Below are 24,715 nucleotides of genomic sequence, written 5' to 3'. Positions count from 1 at the left end.
AGCCCGAGGGTGGGGTCGCCATGATCGGCCGCGGCGCCTTCGCGCGGCGAATGCGCTCTATTACAGCTGCGCATTCCCCAAGGCTCGCCTTGGGTCCAAGAACATCTTGAGAGAGTGTGCAAGTTCGCGCGTGAGCGGCGAGGTGAAGCGCTCGTAGTAGGAGGCGTTGTACGGCCCGACACCATGCTCGGCGCTGTAGCTCCCCTCGAACTGAAAAACGGCGAGGTCGTACACCGTATCTCGAAGCACCTCTATGGTGGCGGTGTCTAAGTCGCTCGGGACCACCAGATTGAGGTGGATCCCTCCATCCCCCAGGTGTCCGAAATCACAGATCCGAGCGGAGGGGATCATGTCCTGAACAACGTGTACGGCCGCCTCGCGGAACTCGGCGAACCTGGAGCGACTCACGGCCAGGTCGAACGCCACTAGCCTGCCGCAAGCTTGGACGGACTCGCTGATCGAATGTCGAATGCGCCACAGCTGTGCCGGCTTGTCGACGATGGCGTCCGCGAGTTCGCCGGCGACCATCCTCTTCTCGAGCCAGTTCATCAGCATGGCTTCGAGATCCAGTCCCTGGCCGGGAGGTATCGCACTGGAGACTTCCACCAGGATGGCATAGGCGGGCATAGTGGCGAACGGAACAGGGACGTTGCGTTGATGCAGCGCGACCGCCTCGAGCGCTGCGCCGGAGATGCCCTCGAAGGCACTCACCATTTCGCCGAACTCGCGTTCGAGTTCGCACATCAATCCGATGGCGGCATGGACATCGGACAAGGCGATCAATGCGGTGGCGCTTTGCTGCTGCACCGGGTGCAGTTTCAGGGTTGCGCGCGAGATGACGCCGAGGGCGCCGAAGGTACCGCACAACAACTGAGCCCAGCTCAGGCCGGTGTTGTCCTTGCGCAGCCCCTTCGCGGAGCCAACGCACTCGCCGGCCGGGTGCATCAGCACCGCACGCACGTCCATCAGGTTTTCTCGAATGCCGCCGTAGCGGATGAGCCGCGCGCCGCCCGTGTTGGTGGCAATCATGCCGCCGATGGTCGGATCCGCGCCCAGATCGATAGGGAGAACCAGACCGTGCGCAGCGGCCACACGGTTCACATCCGAGAGGCGAAAACCAGCCGATACCCTGACGCAGCGATTGACCGGATCCACTTCCAGGACATCGCGCACCCTTTGCGTGGACAGCACCCACTGCCGGCCGTCCGGCGTCGGCGTCGCGGCCCCGACCAGCCCCGTGGCGGCGCCCTGCACGACCAAGGGCAGTTGCAGCTCCGAGAGCGTCTTCACGGTCCATGCAAGTTCCGCCTCCGACCCCGGACGCAGGACGGCCACGGCGCTCCCGCCGGCATGCCTCGCCGAGCGTTCATAGGGCTCCTTGTCCGCAGCGCCTGTGAGCACGCCTGGGTCACCCAATCGGCACCGAAAAGTCTCAATCTGTCGCACGGCCTCGTCGATCATGCCGTCACCTGCACTGGTCGACCACTGGACAAGGCCGCAAGCGCCGTCCGAAGCGAGGCGTCGGAGAGCTGCTGGTACAGGTCGATCTCGTCGAGCACGCCGGCGCCCAGTGCGCTCTCGAAGGCTTCCCGATTGCCTTCGTCCTGATAGCCCGCCTGGGCGTCGCCGCCGAGATTGGAGCGGAAGATGCCGGCCGCGCTGACCGGAAGGAAATCCTCGTAGGTGACCGCCTTCGCGCGCAGCCAGCCGCCTTCGACCAGCTGGTTGACCGAAGCCTCGGTAGGCGGTGCGACCTGTTCGGCCCGCCGGACATCCGCTTCATAGGTGAAAAAGGCCAGGCCCGCCTGGCGCAGGCTCGGCTCGTCGTCGGGAAACGCGCCGAAGGTAGAACGCAACGCATCGTCGATCGATGTGCCCGCTTTGGATTGCGCCAGCGCTTTCGAGAGCAAGGCGTCGTACAACGCCCGGCCCTTGCGCGTCAGCGCGCAGCCCCTCTGCTCGATCTCGCCGAATCGCGCGGTGTGCGTCCCTTGATCGCCTGTAGCACCCACGAAGTGGATCGGCTCCTCCAGCGCCAGGAAGCTGGTCTGTCTCAGCAGGATCGGCACGGCGCGCGGGGGCGGCCCCTCGATCGTCTTCTTCGCCTCGATGCCCGTCTCGGGCATGCCGGCCTGCGCGGCGTCGATGTCGAGCGTGCGCGGCGTCAGGTGATTGATGTGAGGCCCCTTGAAGCACACGATGTCCGCGACCAGAGGATGGGCGGCCCTCAGCTTCCGGTAGGTCGTCAGTTCGACCGTGGCTTCGGAATGCCAGCGGAAGGTTTCCAGTGCTTGCGTGACGAACGCGTCGGCCTCCTGGCGCGTCAGCCCGCCCTGTTTCTCGGCGCGCTCGATCGCATCCAGGCAAGCCGAGGTGAAGATCCTGCGCCTCGCGACGATCTGCGCCGCCTCCTGCCGCAACGCTGGATCGGCGATCAGCTCCAGCCGAAGCAGCGATGTGAAGACCCGAAACGGGTTGGCTTCCAGCGACCCTGCATAGACCGGTCTGAAAGCAGTCGCGTGCACGGGCACGCCGGCGATCGACAAATCGTAGTAACCCACGGCTTGCATGCCCATCACCGCGAACAGCCGTCGCAGCGTCGCGAGTTCCTGGGCCGTGGCTACACGCACGGCGCCGTGGCGCTCGACATCAAGTCGCTCCAGTTGCCCTTCGGCGCGCAGGCGATCGGCCAGCGCCGGGTCATGTCTCAAGACCTGCGCATTGACCTTACCGACCAGCTCACACAACGTGCCGTACTGCGGGACCTCCCTGCGGTACATGTCGGACATCGCGAGAGAAAACATTCCCCGGATCTCATCGGGAGGCAGCAGCTGGCTCATTCGAGTTCGATCCCGGTGTCGGTGGCGATCTTGTGGAACTTCGTCATGTCGCCCTGAATTCGCTTCGCAAGCTGAGCTGGCGGTACAAATTCCGGTACGAAACCAGCGTCGAACATCGTTGCCTTGGTCGAGGGGTTCTCCGTTGCCTTGCGCACGGCTGCGGTCACTTTCGCCATCACGTCTGGGGGCGTGCCGGCTGGAGCGAAGACACCTTGCCACCACGTGGCATCGAAGCCCTTCAAGCCCTGTTCATCGACCGTGCGAACGTTCGGAAAGCGTGGATCTCGGGCCTTGCCGGTCGTCGCCAATACCTTCAAGCGCCCACCATCGAGGTAGCTCTTCGCTTCGCCCATCTGGATGCAATCCGCGGCGCCACCCATGACGTCTTGAACTGCGGGCGCATTCCCCTTGTAAGGCACGTGAGTGACCTTGATTCCAGCCATCTGCGACAGCAGTTCGCTGCTGAAGTGATTGCCGCTCCCGAGACCTGCCGTGGCGATATTCAGCTTGCCGGGATTGGCCTTCGCGTAACTGATGTAGCCTGCCAGGTCGCTGAATGGCACATTGGGATTGCAGACGAGCAAGGTCGAATACCAAAAGACGGCCCCAGCTGGTGCGAAGCTCTTTAGCGGGTCATAGTTGATGGACTTACTCGTGGCCGGCAGCAAGGCATGGGTGATTGAGTTTCCATAGATCAGCGTGTATCCATCCGGTGTCGCGCGGGCGGCCTCCTGAGCGCCCAATCGCCCTCCTGCGCCCCCCTTGTTGTCCACGACGACCGGCTGACCAAGTTCGGCGCTCATCAACCGCGCCACCTGACGCGCGCCGATGTCGGTGCTTCCACCTGCAGCTGCGGGAACAATCATCCGAATCGGCCGCGCCGGCCAGCCCTGGGCCGTTGCTGCCTGGCAGAGCACCAAAGCCCCTGCAAGAGTCGCCGCCGCTGACACAGCGGCGCGCGCTTGCATGCTCGCGCGCTTCATGCTCCGAGCCTCTCTTCTGCATCAAATGTCATCCGGACGTCGGCGTACTTCGAAATGATGTCCTCACCGAAACGGGTCTTGAACTCCTCGCCGATGCTTCTCGAGAACGACACGGTATCCTGCATACGGTCCGGCCCCTGGATGATCACCAGCAAGCGTGCCGGCTTGCCGCTGGTGTTGCGGAAAGTGCGCATCACCTTGTTGGGCACCGCGAAGAGGTCGTTCGGCCGCGCCGGAACCATGCTTTCGTTGTCGAATCCAGTGCAAATATCGAAGTTGCCATCCAGAACGTAGAAGGATTCCTGGGTATCGGAGTGCGCGTGCGGCGGGGGGCCGTCGTCGCCGGCGGTGCACTCGGCGATCGAGATGTACAAACCCTGGGTGCCGTACATTGGCGCGGTGCGTGAACGGCCGATATGCCCTTCAGGCACGATCAGCGGGTACACCGAGCCTGCGGAAAGGCGTTCCGTGGCTTCCGGCGGCAGGCCGCTGGTGCGATTCAGGTCCTTCTTGTAAGGGACAAGTGTGGCGAAGCGTGTTGTGCGCGCGTTAATTATGGCGGGATCGACCGGTTCGCCCTTGGAGTTGTCGAAATGAAGGCCAAGCTCTGCGCGGGTCTCATCGCTGAGGTTGGCACCGGCCGACTCGTCAAAGATCGCGTCGTAGTTACCAGAAGGAGAGATGCTCAGGACGGCCACCAGTCGAGCGGCCGAGGCGGACAAGTTTCTGATTTCGTGGCGCACACCGCTGGGAATCGAAACCAGGTCCCACAGGCCCAGCGTTATTGAATCAGCCAGCTCCGAGCCGAACGCGACTTCAACGCTGCCTTCGACACATACGAAATTCTCGATGGCGTCTCTGTTTCGCCATGACTTCGACTTGGCACCGGCGGAGAGCTCGATCGCACCCGTGCATGCAGTCGCCGGGCATGACAGTGCGGCCTTCGAGAACCTTCCTTTCGCGCCGGCGGCGCACATCATTGGCGTCAGCCGGCCCCCCCACAACGCCGACGCTTCTGCCTCGAAGCGCTTTGCAGGCGCTTCGGATGGGCTCTGATAGGTGGGAAACGAGGCCAGTTGCTGGGCCATCTGTGCCGAGCTCAGAGCGCCGGGCCGGGTGGCGTTGGTTTGGGTCATTGAAAGTCTCCTTTGAAGTCCCTCATTGGACCGACCCTCGGCGATTCAGGCCATGCCTGCCCTTCAATGCGTCATTCACCGCCGTCAATGACCGGCACGGCATCCAGGCAAGCTTCAGAGAATTCGTGTCGTTCGAACTTCAGTTCTTGCTCTGGAACTCTTTGATCCAGGGCGCCCTGGCGAGAAGGCCGTCGATCCCTCACGGTGGACCCCAAGGGCCGCTTTGCCTACGTGGCGAATATTTACCCGGACAGCGTACGGCCTACACCATCGATGCCACCACGGGCGCCCTGCGCCCGATAGCAGTGCCGACGGTGATCACAGGGCGTATCCCCGCTTTCGTCACGTCACTGTGCTGATCGGGTCTTCGTTTGGAGCGCGAAGCCGAAGGACCGCAATTGGCCGGGACGGTGAACTCCCCAAGGTTACCGAAAGCTGCCTTTGGCCGGCGGGGCAACAACATCGAAGGACATCTCACCGGCGCCGTTGTGGACTCACAGTCCCGGCCACAAGGAGTCCGTCGCGACCGGCTGGTCTGGAGGGAGCGAGATTTCGTCTTCCCTCCAGCAATGTGCTCTAGTCGCGCGACTGGCCGATCGCGCTGCGGCATTACGCCGCGTGTAGTGAATCCAACGGACTGGGCGTGCCGCCGGCCGCCACGTTGAGCAGGTGTGTGTAGATCATGGTCGTGCTCACGCCGCTGTGGCCCAGCAGCTCCTGCACAGCCTGCGATCACGTGGAATCCCGCGACGCCGGGGCTCGAAAAATAGCCACCGACGCTCGTTTGAACACCGTGCGCAGTCGTACAATCCGCATCCCACGGCGGGACCGGCGGAGGTACCTATGTCCAAGCTGTTCGGTGTTGTCATTGCATGTGCGCTTGCCTTGCTGCTGCCCTCGCGCGCGGATGCGCAGCAGCTTGCCACGGTTCACCGGGTGGGTTTTCTCGGCCCCAGCGCTTCGTCAATTTCTGGGCCTTCGCTGCTGGACGAGTTTGCGACGGCGCTGGTGAGCCACGGCTTCGTGCAAGGCAGGAATGTCGTGATCGAGAGCCGATGGCCTGAGAACAATCGTCTCGACCTGTTGCCGCAATCCGCCAAGCAGCTGGTAGACACCAACTCGCAGGTGATCGTTGCAATCGGGGCCAGCGCAGCTCGCGCGGCGGCCGGCGTGACCAAGGAAATCCCGATCGTGTTCGAGATCGTCCTGGACCCGGTGGCTTTCGGGCTCGTGGCCAATGCAGAGCGGCCCGGCGGCAACGTGACCGGCTTGACGACCTTCGATCCACTGCAAGCCCGCGAACAACTGAAGATCCTCAAGGAGGTGTTGCCGAACGTCACGCGCGTTGCGCTGCTTGGCGACGACGGCGCCGCGCCCAACCTGTTCCGGGCGAACGAAGACGCCGCACGCGCGCTTGGCCTGGAGGTGCAGACGTTCAAGGTGGTGAGAGGCCCGAATCCGGACTTCGACAAGGAATTGCACTCTGCCAAGGCAGCCGGCGCAGGTGCTGTTGTTGTGATCTCCACGCCCGTCACCACGCCAAACCGCAAGGAGATTGCCGCATTGGCAACCAAGTACGGGATGCCAACGCTCTCGCCGATCGACCATGTGGATGGCGGCGGCCTGCTCAATTACGGGACGACCTTCTCCGAATCGACCCGGCAGGCGGCCGACTACGTGGCCAAGATCCTTGGCGGGGCGAAGGCGGGCGACTTACCCGTGGCAATCGTCAAGAGGCCGGAACTGGTGATCAACACGAATGCGGCGCGACAACTCGGGCTGACGCTTTCGCCGGCCGTCCTGAGCAGGGCGAATCGCCTGGTCGATCAGTGAGGGCGCCACTTGCGCGTGACGACAGCGATTCCCAGCCGCAGCGCGCGCGTGTGACTCCAACCTGAACCCAAGGAGAACGAGATGATGTGGCGTGCATCTCTGGCAACTGTGATGACCGTCGCAACTGTGCTGCTTACTTCGTGTGCACAGACTCCGCCGCGGACCTGGGAGCTGCCTGTAGGCGCGAAGGCCCTGCGGGTCAACGGCTACGACATGGCCTATGTCGAGCGCGGCGCGGGTCAGGCGATTGTCCTTGTGCACGGCTCTCCTCTCGACTATCGCTACTTCGCCGGGATCATGGAGCCGCTTTCGGCAAAGTACCGGGTGATCTCCGTGAGCCTTCGCCACTACTACCCGGAACCATGGGATGGCAAAGGTGGAGCCTTCTCCATGCGTCAGCACGCGTCTGACGTTGCCGCGTTCGTTCGCGCGCTCGGCGCCGGCCCCGTTCACCTCGTTGGCCATTCCAGGGGTGGCTCTCTCGCGCTCTATGCGGCAACGGCGAATCCCGACTTGTTCCGCACGCTCACGATCGCGGAGGGAGGCAACGGCATGTCTGCTTTTGAATCTGCCGATCCCACCGCCGCGGCCACGGCACAAAGGGCGCAACAACAGCTTGCCAATGCTGTCGCCATGTTTGAGCGGGGCAAAGTCGACGACGGCCTCGCCTACTATTTGGACGAGATCGCCGGTCCCGGCAGCTGGAAGGCACTGGCCGAGCCGGGCCGTCAGGCACTTCGAGGTAACGCTTGGACGCTCAAGGGGATGGCCAGCGACAGATTCGATCCGTACTCCTGCGCCGACGCGGGCCGCATTGCCTCGCCCGTCCTCTTGCTCGGCGGCGAGAAGAGCCCCCCTCAATACGGGAAGTACCTCGACGCGATGCAGTCTTGCCTCCGGAAGTCTGAGCGTGTCCTCATTCGCAACGCGGGTCACGGCATGCCGCGGCAGAACCCCGACGGGTTCAGTGAGGCCATCGTCGCATTCATTTCCAAGTACTGAACCGCGGCGCCTGTAGTGCGGCCTGTGCTCAGCTGCAAGCTTGAACGTCGGCTTTGGCGTCACACGATAAGCGCGGCGAGGGCCCGCTCAGGGTCGGCAGCGCCAGTCCGATCCTTTGACCAACTTCAATTCATGCACGAAACCCTCCGCCATGAAAGTTCGTTCTGGCCGCATTCTTCCTCTAGCGCCGGACGGTTCGGCGAGGCTGATGCATTGTGCGAATTCGCGCCTACTGCCCGCATGGGCAGGCTACAACGCGTTCGCGCAAGGCTAGCATCCAAGTCGCACGGCGCCACGCGCTGCTGTTCCCATGAACACCTTTCACGCCGATCCCCCTCCGAATTCCCGGGCGAGGCTGTTCCTTGCCGCTGCAGTGTTGTCGCTCGCAGCATGCGTGGGCTTGCCTACGCGCACTCCCGAGGCGATGCCGCCCGCGAGCCATGCGATTGCCGACACGGCCGCAACTTTGCTCGGGAAGATCGCCGCTGAGGCGCTGCCCGATCGTTCGAGCTCGGCGTTCAGGTTATTGCCCCTGGCCGCATCGGCTTACGAAACCCGCATCGAACTCGCGCGCCAGGCAGAGCGCACGCTCGATGTGCAGAGCTTCGTCTTCAACGGCGACCGCACCGGCGCGTACCTGCTGGGCGCGCTGCGCGATGCGGCCGCGCGGGGCGTGCGGGTCCGGCTCTTGATCGACGACCTGCACAGCGACTCGGTCGAGCCGCTGCTGAGCGATCTCGCCGCTTTCGACCGGGTCGAAGTGCGCCTAATCAATCCTTTTGTGCGGGCACGTGGCTCGCGCGCCAGCAAGCTAATCAGCTCGCTCGACCAGCTGTCGCGCGTCAACCACCGCATGCACAACAAGCTCTTCGCCGCGGACAACGCATTTGCCGTCTTCGGTGGGCGCAACATCGGTGACGAGTATTTCATGCGGGCAGCCAGAGGCGGCAACTTCGTCGACCTTGACCTGCTCGCGGCCGGTCAGGTAGTGCGCGATCTCTCGGCGTCCTTCGACGACTACTGGAACAGCGAACATGCCTGGCCGATCGACCTGATCGTGCGGCCCGGGTCGACGCTGGCCGAGCGCCGGCTGCGCTTCGACGCCCGACAGGCGGTGATCCAAGCGCCGCCGCCCGATCTGGGCGTGCCCGCCCGCTTTGCGCAATACGCGACCCTCCCCGACGAGTTGCGTGCCGGGCGCCTGCGCCTGGTGCCCGTGCCGGCGCAGGTGCTGGCGGACCCGGTCGACAAGCTCGCCGGGGCACGCGTCGCGGACCGCGCCGGTACGGTGCGCGCCGGTGCCGGCCAGGCAATGGCCAACGCGCACAGCGAAGTCTTCGTCGTCTCGCCCTATTTCGTTCCGGGCGAACTCGGCATGCAGGTGACCGAGCAAAACAGCCAGCGCGGCGTCCGCCTGCGGCTCCTGACGAACTCGTTGGCGGCCACCGATGAACCGGCCGTGCACGCCGGCTACATGGCTTATCGCAAGGAGATGGTGTCGATCGGCGCCGAGGTCTACGAACTTAGTCCGTCGCTCGCGCGCGAACGAGGGCGACTCGGCCGCTTCGGCGAGAGCACCGGCGTGTTGCATGCCAAGGTGATCGTGATCGACCAGGCGCGTCTGTTCGTCGGCTCGATGAACCTCGACGGGCGCTCGGAGCGCTACAACACCGAACTCGGTGTGCTGATCGACGGCCCGGAGCTGGCCCGCGACTTCCTGTCCATGATGGATTTCGAATCCAGCACCTACCGACTTCGCCTCGGTCCCGATGGCGAACTGCGGTGGGTGCGTGGCAGTGGCGAAGCAGAGATCGTGCTGGACCAGGAGCCGGAGGTCGGCGTTCTGCGCAAGCTGCTTGCGCGCGTTCTCGGTGCGCTGCTGCCGCAAAATTGGCTCTGAGTGAGGATCGCCCTCAAATCCACCAATCCGGCAGCTGCAAGGGACAGCGGCGAACCAGCGTTCTCCCAGTTTGCCCCCAAAACAGGCCGCTGACCTGAATGTCTCCTTATGGCCGACGGACTGTAGCCGGTACCGGGCTCGGAGCTTCGGGCCCACAGCTGACGTCCAGGTGCGGGGCCAAGGTTGCCCGCATGTGGACATCGAAGGCTTGCTTTAATTCCCCGTACAACTCACTGGACTAGCGGTGGACGAACTCAATTTCGTATTCCTCACCGCCGATGCGTGAAACGCGACCGACTCAGTCCTCTCTAATGCAGAACGACTTCCGTACAGTTCTCGCGTCCACGCCAGCCTGAATCTGATCGGGGTTGTCCGCATGGGAGATTACTACGCGAATCTGCTGGTTTGACGCGAACGCACGGGAAACCTTATCGCGAAACTCGGCGTTCCCGGCGCCCTTCCACCGGTCGAAGCGATCACGGCAGACAACGCGGCCATCCTTCGGTGGCAAGAAGTGGTGCTCCCAGAGACTCACCACGAGGCTTCCATCTCGCGCCTCGGCGCACACAGACCACTGCACATTTTTCAGCGTTGCGCCGTACTTTGAAAAAGCTTCGGCGAACCCTAAGTTACACATAAGCGCTCCTGTGAGTCACCCCATTCGTTAAAGATCAACGGCTCGGACGGGCAATCGCAACCGTCCCCCTCCTCGCTTGGTCCTGGCCGGTGATCGTGGCTCGACTGTATGCGGCAAGACGCCGCGATCTCAGTATGGCGCGCACGTCTAGCCAGATCAAAAAACTTGATTCAAGAACTTTTTGGGGAAAAAATTAATCCCTCTCGTCGGCAGCATTCCATTGGCGAGCCCTGCTGCTGGCACCGTGAAAAACGGAGCATGCACGCCGTGAACGCAAGTGGTCCGAAACTGAACAGACATCGTCGTGCGCGCGCCGCGAACGTCGGCTATCTGGCGAATTCTGCAGCGCGGCCGAGCGGCCGCTCCTGGCCGATAACGGCTGTCGACCAATCCTAGCGGTACGGCGGCACGCAATCCAGCGCGCGGTGGGCATCCGTCGTTGGCCGCAGGTTCCGCGGCTCCAACTGGTCGACGCATCGAGCCGACGTGTGTGGTCGGCAATCACTGCTGGCGACGTTGGTCAAGGCCAAGCTTAATGACGCACAGGGCCAACTCGATGCTGAAAGTCACCGGAATTAGCCTTGGTACTGACCCCGTACGCGCTCTGGCTAGGCGTTGTTGTACATGCTGGCAGGTTGCGACCCGCCCCTGGGAGTTTGCGAGTCCACTCTCAATCCTTCAGCATTCCGGCGGCACGCAAGGCGGCGGGCAGCCACTTCGATTCGGTTTTGCCGGCGTGGATGTCTTTTAGGCGCTTGGCCTCGTCGGCCATCTTCCCGGCAGCCAGGTCCATCATGGCCGGCGCCTTGGCCCGCTCGATCACCACGACGCCGTCGGCATCGCCCACTATTAGATCGCCCGGGTTCACCACGCAGCCGCCAGCCGATATGGGGTGGTTAATGCGGCCCGGCACTAGCTTGGTGGGGCCGGCGGGATTGAAGCCTACGCTCCACACTGGCATACCCAGCTCCAGCAATTCCAGCCGGTCACGTATGGCGCCGTCCACCACGACGCCGGTCAATCTTCTTGCAGACGCTCAGCATCAGCATTCCCATGAGCGCGGCTGTCTGGTCGCCCTTGCCGTCCACCACCAGGACATCGCCCGGCCGGGCTAGCGCCATGGCGGCATGGATGGCCAGGTTGTCGCCCGGGCGCACCTCTACCGTAACCGCGGGACCGGCGCAGGACATGCGTGCGTCCACTGCCGCCACGCGGCCATGCAGCGTCCCGCGGCGGCCCGCTACGTCGGCCAAAATAGCGGCCTGGAAAGTCGCGGCCCGTGCTACTACGTCGGGAGCGACGCGAGTGATTTCGCGGACGATGTCGGGGAGCGTGGTCATGTCGGTTCTTTTGTATAAAGCAGAAGACGAGAAAGGAAAGAAGAACCTATACCTGCACCAGTCGTGCGGGCCCCAGGTCGTTTAGACGGTTCACGCCCAGCAGTGCCATGTCACGGTGCACCTCGTCGCGCAGCAGCGTGATGGCATGGGCCACCCCGGCGCGGCCCGCCAGCGCCGCGGCATAGGCCATGGGTCGGCCCACGAACACGTGATCTGCCCCCAGCGCAAGGGCCTTCAGCACATCGGTGCCGCGGCGCACACCGCTGTCCAGCATCAGCGCCATGCCGCCTTTGGCGCGGGCCGCCTCGGGCAGGGCCAGCAGGGGCGGCATAGTTCCGTCCAGCTGGCGGCCGCCGTGGTTGGAAAGAATCACCCCATCAGCCCCGGCCTGCTCAGCGCGCCGCACATCGTCGGCCGCGCTCAGGCCCTTCACCACCAGCTTGCCGGGCCAAGACCTGCGTATCAGCGCCAGGTGCTCCCACGAGAGGTGGTCGCGCAGGCCGAACTGCCGCACCACGCCGCTGGAGATGATGGGCACACCCCGCTGCGCGCTGGCGTTCTCGAAGTGCGGCATGCCCCGCTGAAGCAGTGTCTTCGCCAGCGTGCCTATCAGCCAGCGTGGGCGCGTCAGCCCGTCCCACGCCAGGCGCACGCTGGGCCGCAGGGGGGTGGAGAAACCCACGCGCACATTGTTCTCGCGATTGGCCAGCGTGGCGGTATCCACTGTCACTACCAGAGTCTTGAAGCCCGCGGCCTTCACCCGCTCGAGCAGGCCCTCGATATGCGCCGGATCGCCCGGTATGTAGGCCTGGAACCAGCCGCATGTGGGCGCCGCTTGCGCCACCTCCTCCATGCGCGTCAGCGACGCGCCGCTCAACACATACGGTATGCCGGCAGCCTCCGCAGCCTCCGCCATGACCACGTCTCCTTTGAAGGCAAACAGCGCGCACAGCCCCATGGGCGCGATGCCGAAAGGCGCTTGGTATTCCATACCCATCAACCGGGTGCGCTGCTGCCGGTCCGACACGTTCACCAGCACGTTGGTGCGAAACATCCAGCGGCGGAAGGCGGCCAGGTTGGCATCCAGACTCACGTTGTCCTCTACCCCGCCCGAGAGGTAGCCGAACAGCGGGCGCGGCAGGCGGCTTCGGGCCGCAGGCTCCAGATCGCCCAGGCTGAGGATGGGCCGCAGGCTGGCCGGCAAGTGGCGCCGGGCATTGGGGGCGGGCCCAGACTGCTGTCTTGGTGAGTTCATGGCTCGCATTGGACAACCCGCCGCGCCCGCACCTCAATCCGTTACGTCTAGCGAAACGCAGGCCGGGGTGTGGGAAGGCTCCGCTCAGGGGTGCCAGGAAGCCCGAAGCGCGGTCGCCGGCATGGCGCCCAGCGCCTCTCCCAGCATTCGCGCGGCCATAAGGGTCGGAGCCGCGTAGCGCCGCAGGCGTGGCGCCGTCATACGCTCCATTGGGCCCGAGCTGCTGACAGAGCCCAGCACTGCCCCGTGCCGCCCCCGCACTGCCACCGACACGCTGGCGATGCTGGAGCGTCCCTCCCCCCGCGTCAGGTGGAAGCCCTGGCGGCGTATGCCCTCGTACAGGTCCCCCGGTTCCCCCAGTGCCGCAAGGATCACCCGGCCCGCTGAGCCTCGGTCCAGCGGAAAAACCTCGCCGGTGCGGATGTGGTGCTGTATTCCCTTCGGCCCCTCGCAGCGCATCAGGCAACTGCGCAGGTTGCCCTCGAAAATGAAGAAGGAGGCCGTCTCTCCCGTGAGCGCACTCAGCTGTCGCAGCATCGGCTCTATCGCCGAATCCAGATCGAACTGCGCCTGGTAGCGCGAACCTATCCAGCCTGCTGCCGGGCCCAGGCGCCAGGCCCCGTCCTCGCGCCACACCAGGAAGCGTGCGGTAGCCAGGCTGCGCGCGAGCCGCAGCGTTGTAGGCTTGTGCATGCCGGTGCGGCGCGCCAGCTCGTTCAGCGGCAAGTACACCTCGTCCCCATCGAAGGCCGTGAGGATGGACATCGCCCGCACCACTGCCTTCACCGTCTCCTGCCCGGGCACGGACACGGGTTTGTCCAGCAGCAATTGCTTGAGCAGGGCCGCCGTGCGCACAGGTACTTCCTGGGTTTTCTTGCTTGGCATATCGATCTCCACGCTGCGGGCTATGGTAGCAAGCTTGCCAATCTGTTACGCCATACGAAACGCATTGTCGGATGCGGAGCCCCTCTACATGATGCGGCTTTCAGCCACCAAAGATCTTTGCCATGACTCGCAACCTGCCACGTCGCACCTTCCTCACTTCGGCTGCAGCCCTCGCAGCGTTTGGTGCGCGGGCACAGGGGGCCTACCCCAACCGGCCGATCCGCATGGTCATCCCGTTTGCCGCGGGTGGCGCCACCGACGTGCTGGGCCGCGACCTTGCCCAGGCCATGACGGCCACGCTCGGCCAGTCCTTCGTGGTGGAAAACATGGGCGGAGGCGCCGGCGTGCCCGCCCTCAACACGGTGGCACGCTCGCCCGCCGATGGGTACACCACGTTCTTCTGTGCGTCGGGCAATATCACCGCGCAGCCTTTATTGGCCAAGAACCGCGTGGACATCCTCAGCCAATTGACGCCCGTCGGGATGGTCGCCACTGCGCCGCACGTGCTGGTGGTCAGCGCCAAGCTGCCGGTGCACACGGTGGGTGAACTCGTGGCCTATGCAAAGGCGCACCCTGGCACTCTGAACTTCGGCTCGGCGGGCGTGGGCGGCCTTGCCCACCTGGGAACCGAACTGTTCGCCCGCGCGGCCGGCATCAGCATCACCCACGTGCCCTACAAGGGCGCGGCCCAGGCCATGACTGATCTCGTTTCAGGCCAGGTGCAAGGGATGTTCGGCACCATGCCTTCGTTCACCGGCATGATCGAGAAAGGCGCTATACGCGCCTTGGGCATTACCGCCCCCAGCGGCGCCACGCCCTTGAAAAATCTGCCACTGATTGCCAGGACAGTGCCCGGTTTCCAGTACAGCAGCTGGAACGGAATCTTTGTGCCCGTCGGCACACCGGCACCGCTCATCGAGCAACTCTACATCGCCATGGCCAAGGCCTCAACCGACAAGGGCTTGGCGAAGCGGTTTGATGATCAGGGCGTAGACATCGCCTTGGCCAACTCGGCCCAGCTCGCCGCCGCCGTGCACAAGGAAATCGCCGTGTGGGACAAGGTGATCCGCGACGCGAAGATCGAACTGAACTAGTTGGTGAAACGAAAGGTCAACTGGAGTGACTTTTCCGCACCCTATGGGCTGACGTCAGGTTGGGGTGACACGCCGCCTACGCTAAAGCTGCGCGGGCTCCGACTGATGTCCGTCCGCTTCTGGCCGAACTACGACCTCGGACGTGGGAGCGTGATGAGTGCGAGGATGCCATCGCGGAACTCGCAGTTCACCCACGAACAGCTGGCCTATGGGGCGAACCCCGAAAAGCGAAAGAACAACCGGTTGATGAGACTTTGCACAAACCACCATTGGCCTACCAGCAAGCCTGTGATTACTCCTGCCATAGGCCAGACCTTCCTGCCGGTCTGAAAGAGAAGTCGCGCCGCGAGCAAAACACTCGCGACCCCCAGCAAAGACAGGTACGTGTAGTACGAACTGGTACTCCAAAGAGTCTTAGAAGCCAGGATGGTGAGGCAAGACGCACAGGCGAACGGCCCCCAAAGTTTGACTTGTTGAAAGGTCATAGAGCTGATTCTCGAGGCTGGGGCGAACTTCCGCTAGTGGCCGAATGGAGCCGGTCAAACCATCAACTTCTTCCCAGCAGATCGCGGCAGCCGAGGTCCTCGACGGCTAGGTGAACACGCTCGAAATTGTTCCACCAGATCACCGATGGAATCCCGTTCGCATGCTGCCAGACAGGCGTCGCGATCAGCCAGAGCACGGACAGCCGATAGTCGTCCTGCAAAGCGCGCCGGTCATAGCCCTGCACGCCGCACACCGTCAATTCTTCATGGAAGCTGTCCAGCAGATGCGTCTCGAAGCGCTTCCGCAAATCGGGATACCACTGCAGGGCCATCATGCATGCCAAGTCATCCGATCCCATGTCGACGCGCCACGCATCCCAGTCAAACAATCTGCAGCCATCCTTTGCGCCATCGCGCGGCAGGAAGCAGTTCCAGGCATGCGCGTCGCCCTGGACGATTGTCATGTGGCGATGAGTTTGGTAGCGTGCGGCCAAGCGCGGCGCGGCTTCGAACAAGTGCTCGTAAAGCGCACGTCGATCATCGGAAAGCCGATCGCCCATTTCCTCGGCAAAGCGCGCAAACTGCGCCATCAGATTCTTCGTCGCTTCGTCGGCAGCGCTAGCATCCTGCCAGGAGCCGACCGTCACGCCGAGTCGCGAGTCGTCCCACCACGCCGCTTGGGATCGAGCTCGCGTGCGGACGATGGCCTCGCATTGCGCAAAGGTGGGAGGCAAGGGCCAGCGCGTCGCAACGGCGTGCGAGTCCGTGAGGTCTTCAAGCAATATATGCCAGGTGCCCGTGCCTTCATCCCATTGGGCGTCGAAGCAGCGCGGCGCGATGCCCACGGGCATCACGGGCACGAGGTCCCGGTAAAACGCGACCTCGTGCCGGCCACCAAGCCATGGTCCGCCGGGGCGGTCCTTCAAGCCGGCTTTCAAAATGAGCGTTGCCGGCGCACCGGCTGCCGCGCTCGCATAAACGAGGCGCAACCTGAAGATGTGTGAAAGCACGGTCGCGAACGATGCCTCGATCGACACGTCTGTCACACGACCCCCGTCGAGTGCCCCTGACTTGAGAAGCGCCTCGGTGAGGTATGCAGGCTCGGCGGCTCTCGGCGGTAAAGGATTCGTCATGCCGAATTGTGATCTGCGCCAGTACGGTTATGCCATCTTAGGCATCCGGCTGCACGCACCCGTTCCATGTCTTCGCTCCTTCTTCCATTGGGCGTCGGGATTGGATGTCTGGTGCTGGCCGATTCGCGCCGCTCGTCAAGCTCACAGCGAGCCAAAGGCAGTCAACCGAGGCCAAGTCCGAAGGTGCAAACCTGTTCAAGGTTCGTCACGGGCGGCATGGCCCGCTTTGCGCGGAGAGGTCCGCATGATGGACCGGCCAGGGGATTCACCTCGCATGATGCCGACCAAGAGCAGCACAAATGAAGCTAGCCAGAACCAGACCCCTGGCAAGGTAAAAAGGTCGGGCACCAGCGCCCGATAGCTGGGGGTTCCAACAATCGAAAAACAAGCAATCAGGTTGATGAGAAGTGCGACTGCGATTGGGGCGGGCGTTGGCGCTTTGGAGTGAGGTCGACCTGCTCGCGCCAACCTTCCAACTTGAAGCAGGAAGACGACGTTCGTGAACGAGGATAGAACAAAGATGGTTGGCGCAAGCAGCCAAGCCCAGGGTGAGATGAACTGAAGCGCAACCTCGACGCCGATGACTGTTCTCGACTCTGCTTGGAGCGTCGGAAGGAAAAGGCTCAGTAGCCATATGGCGGCAGCCAACCGTGAGCAATACGGGCGCGCCGGTCGCGCGTCTCCCCGTCCATGCTGCGCGTCCTCATGTGCTGACGCTGCTCCGATGACTGTGGATTCGCTGACTGAGCTATGTGGCGAATCTGGCATGAGGCGTGTCCAAAATGAAGGGCCACCACGAAGGTCTGGTATTGGCCGGTCACGGCTGTTCGCCGCCCCAAGCTATGTTGCGGTCGAACAAGCGGGCTGGTCGGTCGCAGGGCAGTAGTTCGCGCCGCAGGATCCGCCTTTGCACTTGCATAGCCCGCGTGCCATGCGCAGGATCAGAACGTTACCTTGACCGAGGGCGCGCTACGCCGGGCCTCGCCGTGGAACACGGCCTCGATGTTGTTGCCGTCGGGGTCGAGCACGAAGCAGGCGTAGTAGCCGGGGTGATACTGCCGCTCGCCGGGTGCTCCGTTGTCCGTGCCGCCATGCGCGAGCGCGGCCTTGTAGAACGCATCGACCATCGCTTTGTCCTGGGACTGGAAAGCCAGGTGGTGGCGCCCGGTCAACTGGCCCTGAGCGGCTTTGCTGTCGGCGGTCGACACGAAAAGCTCATCGGCCCAGAAATAGTCCTCGCCAGCACCACCCATCGGAATCTTCAGCACCTCGAAGACAGCCTTGTAGAAAGCTTGACTCGCGGCAAGATCGCTCACCACGAGCTGGATGTGATCGATCAGGCGCCCGCGGTGCAACTCCTGTGTTTCCATGCATACGCTCCTTTGACTTTGCGCCAGTTTGCACGCGGCGTGTCCGGCGGGCGTGAGAACGTCGAGACGTTTCACGTAGGACCCCCATGGTGAATGTCGGCCCCTGGCCGACTGTAGCCGCTCTCGGTCACCCTTCGATGTTGGGTACGAAGTAGGTGACGACGCGAGTTTGCCCGTCGTCCGAGTAGGAAACATGGAGCTTTCGCCCGTCCAACTGCCATCGGTCTGTCAAGACTGACCCGTCGAGCCATCGCGACCATTCGGGCTCGCCCAGCCGACGTCTCAATGATGAAGGGCGGTCAGAAAAGTCTAGGCCGCCAGGTAGCTCATGGCCGTACTGTGAATAGCCGTCCACTCCTTCCGCATAGAAGAAGATGCCGGTAAAGAAGAGAGCCCCGGTTCCGATGGCCTGCTCGCCCTTGCCCAAGAGCATGGCTTCGTCGGTAAACACAAATGAGACACCGGCGGAAGGGCGCTCCACGTAGGCAATGTAGTCACCGTCTGGCAGTGACCCCTCTTCGGATGGCTCGATGCTCAGTTCCCGCAACGCTTCCAGCAAAGGGACGGAATTCAAGGTGCTTCCGAAGTTCGGCATCAAGCTAGCGACGTTCATTTGGGGTGGGCGCCGGTGGTCATTGGGGGCGTGTCGGATGGGGTGAACTGGAAGGCGACCTCAGAGGTCCGGCTTTGGCCGACAGCTCCAGTTCGGGGTCCGGGTTCGAAGGTCCGCTCCTGCTGCAGCCGGATCTGACAGTGTCGAAGGAAGCTTTGGCGAGTCAGTCAGGCTGAGGTGCCCGGCGTGGCCTGCCCCAACTTCATCTGGCAGCGACGAACTTTCAGATGCTGACAGCCATCGCCCGGGGTTGCACGCTGTTCCCCTTTCGTGGAATGGCGCCTAGTACTAAAAGCTGACATCGTGACGATGCCAACTGCAGATTCGCATACAGGATCTGCTGAGGGCGACCTTTGGTGACCACGCGTGACAGCCGCACCAGCTGTCGATTGTTCCGTCATGGCGTCATCGTCCCGCTCAGGCGCGGCAAATCGAAGGTGGCCGAGATGACGGAAGTCCACGAGGAGACAAGCATGAAGAAGCGGTATTGGCTGAGGCCGGTCGTAGTGGCTCTGGGTGTTTACGCCGGAACGGCCCTGGCTGCGCAACTCGAAAACCTGAGCGGGCAGTCTTGCGGGGACTCCACGGGCACCTGGCACTTCGTCAACAACCAGACGGGAGGCGCCGGCGCCGGCACGCTCAGCGCGACCTGGTCATCGGGGAATTCCTGCAGCGTCAGTCCCTCGAAGGTGCTCCAGAGCACCCAGCATTTCAACTGCACGGGTGCTGGCACGCTGCTCAGTGCCTCGACGAACCTGCCTGGCAGGCTGGTGCTGTCCGACTTCAGCTGCGAGACCAAAGAGCCGCCCCCGTGCGACCCGAAGAAGGAGATCTGCAAGTAGCCGATTTCGATCTCGCGCGCGCTCGGAGGGAGGGGGAAATCCCTCCGATTCGCGCGGTTGCCCGCCATCCGCGCCGCACGCTGCGTCGGAGACTGGCGTGTCGAGTGCATGACGAATGGCTCGACTTGCGGGTCCGAGCCCCAACGAAGACTTGTCTCTCATAACCTGGAAAGCCGCGCCGATGAGCACGAACCCTTCCCACTTTCGGTCGGTCGCCTTTGGCTCGCTGGCGGCTTGTGTTGTGGCGCTTGCCAGCAGCGCGATGGCTCAGACGGTGGTTGACCGGCCGCCCAACCTGAAACCTCTGCCCGCTTCGAGCCTCTCGCTCGTAGCCGACGCGTCCGCTAGCTCCATTTTGCGCTTCAGCACGACGAGTTGGAACAACGGAACCGGGCCGCTTCAACTCGAGGCAGGATCCGTCGACACAGGGTCGGGTAAGCAGCAAGTGTTTCAGCGCGTCTTCCTGAGCGATGGCACATCGTTTCTCCGTCTCGCAGGCTACTTCGAGTGGCACCCCGCCCACAGCCACTTCCACTTCGACGACTATGCGCTGTACACGCTGCAACCCGTCAACGCTCCGGGCGGCTCAGTGCGAACCGGAAGCAAGATGACCTTCTGCGTGATGGACACCACCAAGATGGACACGACGTTGCCCGGGGCGCCCGGGCAAGCGGTTTACAACACCTGCGGCCGGTCTATTCAAGGCATGTCCGTCGGCTGGGGCGACACCTACGGAAGCCATCTCGCCGGTCAAGAGATCGACTTCACGGACAACGCGGATGGCATCTATCAGCTGAAGATCGAGATCGATCCGAAGAAGGTCATCATCGAATCCGAAGAGAACGACAACGTCTCCTGTGTTCTCTTGGATATCAAGAAGCCGAGCACGGTCACCGTGCTGGACAGCAGCGGAAGCTGTTCAACGGCGGTGTCGATCACTCCGAACACGGCACAGGCCGGAACGTCCGTTCAGGTCACCATCACGGGCTATGGATTCAGCGACGGCATGACGGTGACCTTCGAGGGCGGCAATGGTCCGCGACCGATCGCGAGCAATGTCCGCTTGGCCAGCGATACCTCGACGCTCGACATGATCACCGCCACGGTGACGGTGCCGTTCAAGAAACGTGGTGGCCGCAACCCGGTATGGGATGTTCGTGTCGGTCCGGGTGGAGTGCTGCCCAAGGCATTTACTGTGACGGAATAAGGAATGGCAACAAGAGGTGCGCAGGACGGATCTGCGCACGAGGCGTCCCGGTCATTGCATCCTCAGTTGCAGCTCGAGGCCGCGGGATGCGGACGCAGCGCTACCAGGGCGCGTCGGCGCACCCCGAGCTTGCGAAACACGCTTTGCAAGTGCTTCTTGACCGTGTCTTCCATGACCCCCAGCTGGTTGGCGATTTCCTTGTTGGTGCACCCGCAGCGCAGCAGGTCGACGATCTGTTGCTCGCGGTGCGTGAGCGTGGTGCTGCTGCGTGCCGAATGGATTGGCTTGGCTGCGACGATGCAGGGGGAGGCCGACAGCAGGTCCGCAATTGCGTTCGCCAGCGCGCGTATCGTTTGAATGGACTCACCATCCAGGCGGTCTAGCATGGCCTTGTCGAGCAGCAGGACAGCTGGCGACTTCTGCTCAATGCTGTAGCCCAGGCGCGCTGGGTCAGTGAGCGACTCGGCGTGCAATTCGATTCCCGGCTCGTGCATCAGCCTCGCCATCTTTGCCAGAAGCAACGCTTGGCGGTCTGACGCGATCATGACCGTGATTGGACGCGGCAACTGAGGCGTGCTGCTTTCTCTCCGTTCATCGTGCCCCTCTCTCGGTAAAAGCATGCCAGTCCTTCAAAATGTTCAGTGGTTCCTTCGTTCGTCGCAAAACCTCGACCCCGATGAACACGCGGGATCCATATCATGGAGACGAGGCTACGCCGCAAGTCCCCGTCGCTCCATAGGCGCTTTGTCATGAAGGCGCATGGGTGCTGTGTACTAGCGCCATCGAAGGCATCAAGGGGCGAGTTCGAGCGCGACCCGAGGTAGCGGCCCCTCGAGTGCGGAAGCAACCCGCAAGAGCTACACGTGGTCCCGGGTCGACATGTGGCCGAGACCGTGAGTTGAGGATGCGGCTGCGAAGGGCCACAGCGATCGAGGGCGACGGGCCGCGCTTACCCACCGGTTGCACGTGTTCCTCTTTTGTGGAATGGCGCCCAAAACCAAAAACTGACATCGTGACGATACCAACTGCAGCAAGGACGCCGTCGTGGTGCTTAGACAACGTGGAGCCCGCCTAGCGCTTGCAGGTATTTGCCTGGTAGCCCTGTCGGCAACCGCGGGTGCACCGCTGTTCGCAGCCGAAGCTCAAAAGCCGTCCTCCGTCGACGTCGTCCCGATCGAACAATCAGTCGGCGTCGATCTCCAGGCCGACGAGTCTGGCTTGGTAAGCCGTGGCGGCGCGCTCTACAGCCCGTTCAGCACCGCTTTTGACACGGCCGCGTCAACACCTCACGCCTACGCCACGTCGACAAGACAGAACGCGGACGACAGATCGCCCGACCTCGTGACGACGGCGGTCACCGCCCTCGTTGCTGTTGGGTTCCTCGTCGTTCTTGTTCGCGTCCTCATTGCGAGTTAGGGGCGCCTACGTCTTGACTCAAAGGCAAACCTCTGCAGATGAGCGGTTGCACGCTACGGTGGCGCGGCGAATCGTGATGGGCAGTACCGTGCTCGACCACGAGCGAAGGAAGCTGACCCACGCAAGGAAGGGCCGGCACGGATGAAGCCATCGCGATTGACGAGGTGTCCGGGCGAGACGAGGCCCCGACCTTCAAACACCCAGGGTATCGCGGACCTGTTGCGGGCACCATCAACTTGTACGACACAACAGTAAGTGCGTTCGTGGACATGAACAACAGCAACAGCAGTTTGAGTGGGGAGCAGACCAAGAGTTGCCGCGTGTGGACGGACGACTCCGATCGCTTTTCTGTGAACAAGATCGCGGCGTTGCGTCACAATTTCCACGAACATCCGCTCTTTCAAGTGGCTGAACTCGCACAGCTGGCAAAGGAGCTCGTCCCCTTCAAAAAGTGCCGGTTCATTCGGCCAGGCACCTCGCAGGCTTCCAGTTTCACGCACGACAGCGAGCATCCTGACGGCCGTGGCATCGACGAAGTGTTTCGACACATCGAGGAGCCTGGCTCTTGGGTCGCCCTCTACAACATCGAGGTCATTCCTCGCTACGCGGACTTGCTCGCCAGCATCGTCGACACCATGCGGCCCTATGTCGAGCGCGAGCAGCCTGGCATCTTCAATGTCAATGGCTTCGTATTCATTTCGGCGCCGCCTTCGGTGACCCCTTTCCACATCGACCGCGAGAACAATTTCTGGCTTCAGTTGCATGGCCGCAAGACCATGAACGTATGGGACCACACGGATCGGGTCGTGGTGCCGGCCGAAGCCGTGGAGGATTTCATCGTCGGCCATTCGCTGAGAAAAGTCCGCTTCAAGGAAGAGTTTCGCCAGCGCAGCCACCAGTTCGAGACCCAGCCGGGCGACGGCGTCTATTTCCCGAGCACCTCACCGCACATGACGAGTTCCGGCCCTGGCTGGGCGCGGCCTGGGGACGGCGTCTCGATCTCGATCGGAGTTACCTTCTACACCTCGGTGACGCGCAGGATGGCGTGTGTTCATCAGGTCAACAGGCTCATGCGGAAGATGCAGATGTCACCCGCATTCCCTGGCGAATCGGCCGCCGCGGACGCGCTCAAGGCGCCAGTGGGCATGTTCGTTGGCATGGCTCGTTCTTCGCTGTCACGGATGATCGCCCCGTTGCGCGGCGTCAAGCTCCAAGCAAAGGCGCCGCCAGGCTCCTTCTAGGATCGGCTTCGGCAAGGCGGTGTCGAGCTCAACCATCAGCGCCCAGTTGGCGGTGAAGCGTGAAAACCGACTGGAGCGAGGACTGGGCCGTGATCGCCGGCGAGCGCACCAAGCTACAGGTGGCGCACTTCAAGCTCGGCCGCAGCCGCGCGTTCGTCGTGCGTGCCTACCCGCTGCAGACCCACGAGATGCTGTTCGATGTGCACAACCGCGCCTTCGAGGTGCTCGGCGGCGTGCCCCGGCGCGGCATCCACGACAACATGAAGACGGCCGTGGACCGTGTGCGTCGCGGCAAGGAGCGCGACGTCAACGCGCGTTTCAGCGCCCTCGTGAGCCACTACCTGTTCGAGGCCGAGTTCTGCAACCCGGCTTCAGGCTGGGAGAAGAGCCAGGTCGCTCCAGAGCCACACCACCTTCTCCGATCCCCCCGCTACCTTCGCAGTTCGCTGCGGAGCGGGCAAGGTGTGACAATGGCTCTGATCCCGCTCGGTCGAGCGAGCAGCTCGCGTCAGGCCGTGTGCTCACATTCATGTTGAATGCGGTTCACACCGAACCGGAGAAGATCATGTCAACCATCGGATCTGTGTTGTGGTCGAAGGCACTTGCTTTGGCCATAGTTGTTCCGCTTGCACTCGTGCTGCTGCCGGCGCGGGCGCAGGAAAAGATCATTCTAGATGGTTCGACTGGAATGCTCCCGCTCGCGAGGGCCCTTGCGAGCGCTTACCGCCAGCAGGTCCCAGACGCGCAGATCGAAGTCGGGATAGGGCTCGGCACAGGCGCACGCCTCAAAGCGCTGGCAGAAGGGAAGATTCAGATTGCCCTCGCTAGCCACGGCATCAAGCCCGAGGATGCGCGCGCGGGCGATCTGAGAGTCTTTGAGGCCGCAAAGGGCGCGGTTGTCTTCGCAGTCAACGAGACTGTCCCGATCGCCAACGTCAGCGAGATCCAAGCCTGCGAAGTCTATGGCGGCAAGATCGACAATTGGCGTCCTTTGGGTGGCAGCGATAGTCTCGTCGCAGTGCTGACGCGCCCCCCAGCAGAAGTGGACCCTGAAGTGATTCGAGCAAAGATCGATTGCTTCAAGGACCTGAAGGAGGTTGCGACAGCAAAGGTGATGCCTCGCGGAGGCGACATGGCGAAGGCACTTGCGGAGACTCCACACGCGCTGGGCATGACCAGCATGACCGTAGTGGAACAAAGCGGGGGCAAGGTCAAAGCCCTTTCACTCAATGGCGTGGCACCGACGATCGCAAACGTGAAGAGCGGCCGCTATTTTCTGACCCGCGATTTTCTGTTTGTCGTCAAGGGCGAGCCAGTTGGCTCGACGAGGAAGTTCCTCGACTTCTTGCTCAGCCCGGACGGAGATCGCGTCATCCTCGCCAACGGTGCCGTCCCTTTGCGTTAAAGGCAAGCAAGCGCTGACAACTGGGCCAGCTTCAAACACTGAACAGGAGGGCGCTTGACGGGCTGACGGCATTGCCGACGTAGCGAAATGTCGGTTTG

General features: G+C 63.0%; 18 protein-coding genes and 2 pseudogenes. 9 read left to right on the top strand and 11 right to left on the bottom strand.

The annotated features are described in order from the left end of the window. Positions 1-60: 60 nt before the first annotated feature. The 4 genes from ACSQ86_RS31440 to ACSQ86_RS31425 are packed head-to-tail and all read right to left on the bottom strand — an operon-like array spanning position 61 to position 4,959. Positions 61-1,461, bottom strand: a complete 1,401-nt coding sequence (locus ACSQ86_RS31440; RefSeq protein WP_436310438.1) for an FAD-binding oxidoreductase — start codon at positions 1,459-1,461, stop codon at positions 61-63. Then, positions 1,458-2,840, bottom strand: a complete 1,383-nt coding sequence (hglS, locus tag ACSQ86_RS31435; RefSeq protein WP_436310437.1) for a 2-oxoadipate dioxygenase/decarboxylase HglS — start codon at positions 2,838-2,840, stop codon at positions 1,458-1,460. The genes ACSQ86_RS31440 and hglS overlap by 4 nt, the downstream gene beginning before the upstream one ends. Further along, positions 2,837-3,823: a Bug family tripartite tricarboxylate transporter substrate binding protein gene (locus ACSQ86_RS31430; RefSeq protein ID WP_436310436.1), complete on the bottom strand. Its 987-nt coding sequence runs from the start codon at positions 3,821-3,823 to the stop codon at positions 2,837-2,839. Before ACSQ86_RS31430 ends, hglS begins: the two co-directional genes overlap by 4 nt. Continuing rightward, a complete protein-coding gene (locus ACSQ86_RS31425) occupies positions 3,820-4,959 on the bottom strand; it encodes a cupin domain-containing protein (protein WP_436310435.1) in 1,140 nt (379 codons plus the stop codon). The genes ACSQ86_RS31430 and ACSQ86_RS31425 overlap by 4 nt, the downstream gene beginning before the upstream one ends. Positions 4,960-5,802: 843 nt before the next feature. Between ACSQ86_RS31425 and ACSQ86_RS31420 the strand changes: the two genes are divergently transcribed. The 3 genes from ACSQ86_RS31420 (at position 5,803) to ACSQ86_RS31410 (ending at position 9,694) form a co-directional block, all read left to right on the top strand. Further along, positions 5,803-6,792, top strand: a complete 990-nt coding sequence (locus tag ACSQ86_RS31420; RefSeq protein ID WP_436310434.1) for an ABC transporter substrate-binding protein — start codon at positions 5,803-5,805, stop codon at positions 6,790-6,792. Positions 6,793-6,873: 81 nt separating this feature from the next. Then, positions 6,874-7,794 carry an alpha/beta fold hydrolase gene (locus ACSQ86_RS31415; protein ID WP_436310433.1) on the top strand — a complete coding sequence of 307 codons (921 nt, stop codon included), beginning with the start codon at positions 6,874-6,876 and terminating at the stop codon, positions 7,792-7,794. A 400-nt stretch (positions 7,795-8,194) separates the two neighbouring features. Beyond that, positions 8,195-9,694 (top strand): phospholipase D family protein, encoded by a 1,500-nt coding sequence (locus ACSQ86_RS31410; protein ID WP_436310432.1) that lies wholly within the window; start codon positions 8,195-8,197, stop codon positions 9,692-9,694. 1,307 nt (positions 9,695-11,001) lie between these two features. Here the strand turns inward: ACSQ86_RS31410 and ACSQ86_RS31405 are convergent. The 3 genes and pseudogenes from ACSQ86_RS31405 to ACSQ86_RS31395 all read right to left on the bottom strand — a co-directional run bounded on the left by ACSQ86_RS31405 (position 11,002) and on the right by ACSQ86_RS31395 (position 13,811). Continuing rightward, a pseudogene (locus ACSQ86_RS31405) lies at positions 11,002-11,671 on the bottom strand (RraA family protein). 46 nt (positions 11,672-11,717) lie between these two features. Beyond that, complete coding sequence (locus ACSQ86_RS31400) at positions 11,718-12,926, bottom strand: alpha-hydroxy acid oxidase (RefSeq protein WP_436307255.1); 1,209 nt, start codon at positions 12,924-12,926, stop codon at positions 11,718-11,720. Positions 12,927-13,010: 84 nt separating this feature from the next. After that, positions 13,011-13,811, bottom strand: coding sequence for an IclR family transcriptional regulator (locus ACSQ86_RS31395; RefSeq protein ID WP_436293121.1), 801 nt, complete (start codon positions 13,809-13,811; stop codon positions 13,011-13,013). A gap of 122 nt (positions 13,812-13,933) precedes the next feature. Between ACSQ86_RS31395 and ACSQ86_RS31390 the strand changes: the two genes are divergently transcribed. Further along, a complete protein-coding gene (locus tag ACSQ86_RS31390) occupies positions 13,934-14,905 on the top strand; it encodes a Bug family tripartite tricarboxylate transporter substrate binding protein (protein WP_436310431.1) in 972 nt (323 codons plus the stop codon). Positions 14,906-15,452: 547 nt separating this feature from the next. Here ACSQ86_RS31390 and ACSQ86_RS31385 read toward each other — a convergent pair. The 3 genes from ACSQ86_RS31385 to ACSQ86_RS31375 all read right to left on the bottom strand — a co-directional run bounded on the left by ACSQ86_RS31385 (position 15,453) and on the right by ACSQ86_RS31375 (position 18,506). Next, positions 15,453-16,523: a hypothetical protein gene (locus ACSQ86_RS31385; protein ID WP_436307257.1), complete on the bottom strand. Its 1,071-nt coding sequence runs from the start codon at positions 16,521-16,523 to the stop codon at positions 15,453-15,455. A gap of 941 nt (positions 16,524-17,464) precedes the next feature. After that, a complete protein-coding gene (locus ACSQ86_RS31380; protein ID WP_436307757.1) occupies positions 17,465-17,893 on the bottom strand; it encodes a VOC family protein in 429 nt (142 codons plus the stop codon). A 127-nt stretch (positions 17,894-18,020) separates the two neighbouring features. Then, positions 18,021-18,506, bottom strand: coding sequence for a hypothetical protein (locus ACSQ86_RS31375; RefSeq protein WP_436307258.1), 486 nt, complete (start codon positions 18,504-18,506; stop codon positions 18,021-18,023). A gap of 356 nt (positions 18,507-18,862) precedes the next feature. On the opposite strand from ACSQ86_RS31375, the gene ACSQ86_RS31370 reads away from it, so the two are divergent. Then, complete coding sequence (locus ACSQ86_RS31370; RefSeq protein WP_436307259.1) at positions 18,863-19,348, top strand: hypothetical protein; 486 nt, start codon at positions 18,863-18,865, stop codon at positions 19,346-19,348. A 181-nt stretch (positions 19,349-19,529) separates the two neighbouring features. After that, positions 19,530-20,555, top strand: a complete 1,026-nt coding sequence (locus ACSQ86_RS31365; protein WP_436310430.1) for a lysyl oxidase family protein — start codon at positions 19,530-19,532, stop codon at positions 20,553-20,555. A 62-nt stretch (positions 20,556-20,617) separates the two neighbouring features. Here ACSQ86_RS31365 and ACSQ86_RS31360 read toward each other — a convergent pair whose 3' ends face one another. Further along, positions 20,618-21,100, bottom strand: a complete 483-nt coding sequence (locus ACSQ86_RS31360; protein WP_436307261.1) for a response regulator transcription factor — start codon at positions 21,098-21,100, stop codon at positions 20,618-20,620. Positions 21,101-22,240: 1,140 nt separating this feature from the next. Between ACSQ86_RS31360 and ACSQ86_RS31355 the strand changes: the two genes are divergently transcribed. The 3 genes and pseudogenes from ACSQ86_RS31355 to ACSQ86_RS31345 all read left to right on the top strand — a co-directional run bounded on the left by ACSQ86_RS31355 (position 22,241) and on the right by ACSQ86_RS31345 (position 24,617). Further along, positions 22,241-23,212, top strand: a complete 972-nt coding sequence (locus ACSQ86_RS31355) for a JmjC domain-containing protein (protein WP_436310429.1) — start codon at positions 22,241-22,243, stop codon at positions 23,210-23,212. Between the two features lie 68 nt (positions 23,213-23,280). After that, positions 23,281-23,607, top strand: a pseudogene (locus ACSQ86_RS31350) (IS21 family transposase); the annotation flags it as partial. 170 nt (positions 23,608-23,777) lie between these two features. Next, positions 23,778-24,617 carry a phosphate ABC transporter substrate-binding protein gene (locus ACSQ86_RS31345; RefSeq protein ID WP_436310428.1) on the top strand — a complete coding sequence of 280 codons (840 nt, stop codon included), beginning with the start codon at positions 23,778-23,780 and terminating at the stop codon, positions 24,615-24,617. Positions 24,618-24,715 lie beyond the last annotated feature (98 nt).

The organism is Variovorax sp. LjRoot130, assembly GCF_964253755.1.
GTDB lineage: Bacteria > Pseudomonadota > Gammaproteobacteria > Burkholderiales > Burkholderiaceae_C > Variovorax.
The sequence above is the reverse complement of the archived record's forward strand: the minus strand, read 5'-3'. Positions and strand labels throughout refer to the sequence as shown.

What these genes read in the sequence shown, in the direction of transcription:
- ACSQ86_RS31440 (WP_436310438.1), bottom strand. Translation starts at nt 1,461, where the DNA reads ATGATCGACGAGGCCGTGCGACAGATTGAGACTTTTCGGTGCCGATTG.
- hglS (WP_436310437.1), bottom strand. Translation starts at nt 2,840, where the DNA reads ATGAGCCAGCTGCTGCCTCCCGATGAGATCCGGGGAATGTTTTCTCTC.
- ACSQ86_RS31430 (WP_436310436.1), bottom strand. Translation starts at nt 3,823, where the DNA reads ATGAAGCGCGCGAGCATGCAAGCGCGCGCCGCTGTGTCAGCGGCGGCG.
- ACSQ86_RS31425 (WP_436310435.1), bottom strand. Translation starts at nt 4,959, where the DNA reads ATGACCCAAACCAACGCCACCCGGCCCGGCGCTCTGAGCTCGGCACAG.
- ACSQ86_RS31420 (WP_436310434.1), top strand. Translation starts at nt 5,803, where the DNA reads ATGTCCAAGCTGTTCGGTGTTGTCATTGCATGTGCGCTTGCCTTGCTG.
- ACSQ86_RS31415 (WP_436310433.1), top strand. Translation starts at nt 6,874, where the DNA reads ATGATGTGGCGTGCATCTCTGGCAACTGTGATGACCGTCGCAACTGTG.
- ACSQ86_RS31400 (WP_436307255.1), bottom strand. Translation starts at nt 12,926, where the DNA reads ATGAACTCACCAAGACAGCAGTCTGGGCCCGCCCCCAATGCCCGGCGC.
- ACSQ86_RS31395 (WP_436293121.1), bottom strand. Translation starts at nt 13,811, where the DNA reads ATGCCAAGCAAGAAAACCCAGGAAGTACCTGTGCGCACGGCGGCCCTG.
- ACSQ86_RS31390 (WP_436310431.1), top strand. Translation starts at nt 13,934, where the DNA reads ATGACTCGCAACCTGCCACGTCGCACCTTCCTCACTTCGGCTGCAGCC.
- ACSQ86_RS31385 (WP_436307257.1), bottom strand. Translation starts at nt 16,523, where the DNA reads ATGACGAATCCTTTACCGCCGAGAGCCGCCGAGCCTGCATACCTCACC.
- ACSQ86_RS31380 (WP_436307757.1), bottom strand. Translation starts at nt 17,893, where the DNA reads ATGGAAACACAGGAGTTGCACCGCGGGCGCCTGATCGATCACATCCAG.
- ACSQ86_RS31375 (WP_436307258.1), bottom strand. Translation starts at nt 18,506, where the DNA reads ATGAACGTCGCTAGCTTGATGCCGAACTTCGGAAGCACCTTGAATTCC.
- ACSQ86_RS31365 (WP_436310430.1), top strand. Translation starts at nt 19,530, where the DNA reads ATGAGCACGAACCCTTCCCACTTTCGGTCGGTCGCCTTTGGCTCGCTG.
- ACSQ86_RS31360 (WP_436307261.1), bottom strand. Translation starts at nt 21,100, where the DNA reads ATGATCGCGTCAGACCGCCAAGCGTTGCTTCTGGCAAAGATGGCGAGG.
- ACSQ86_RS31355 (WP_436310429.1), top strand. Translation starts at nt 22,241, where the DNA reads ATGAACAACAGCAACAGCAGTTTGAGTGGGGAGCAGACCAAGAGTTGC.
- ACSQ86_RS31345 (WP_436310428.1), top strand. Translation starts at nt 23,778, where the DNA reads ATGTCAACCATCGGATCTGTGTTGTGGTCGAAGGCACTTGCTTTGGCC.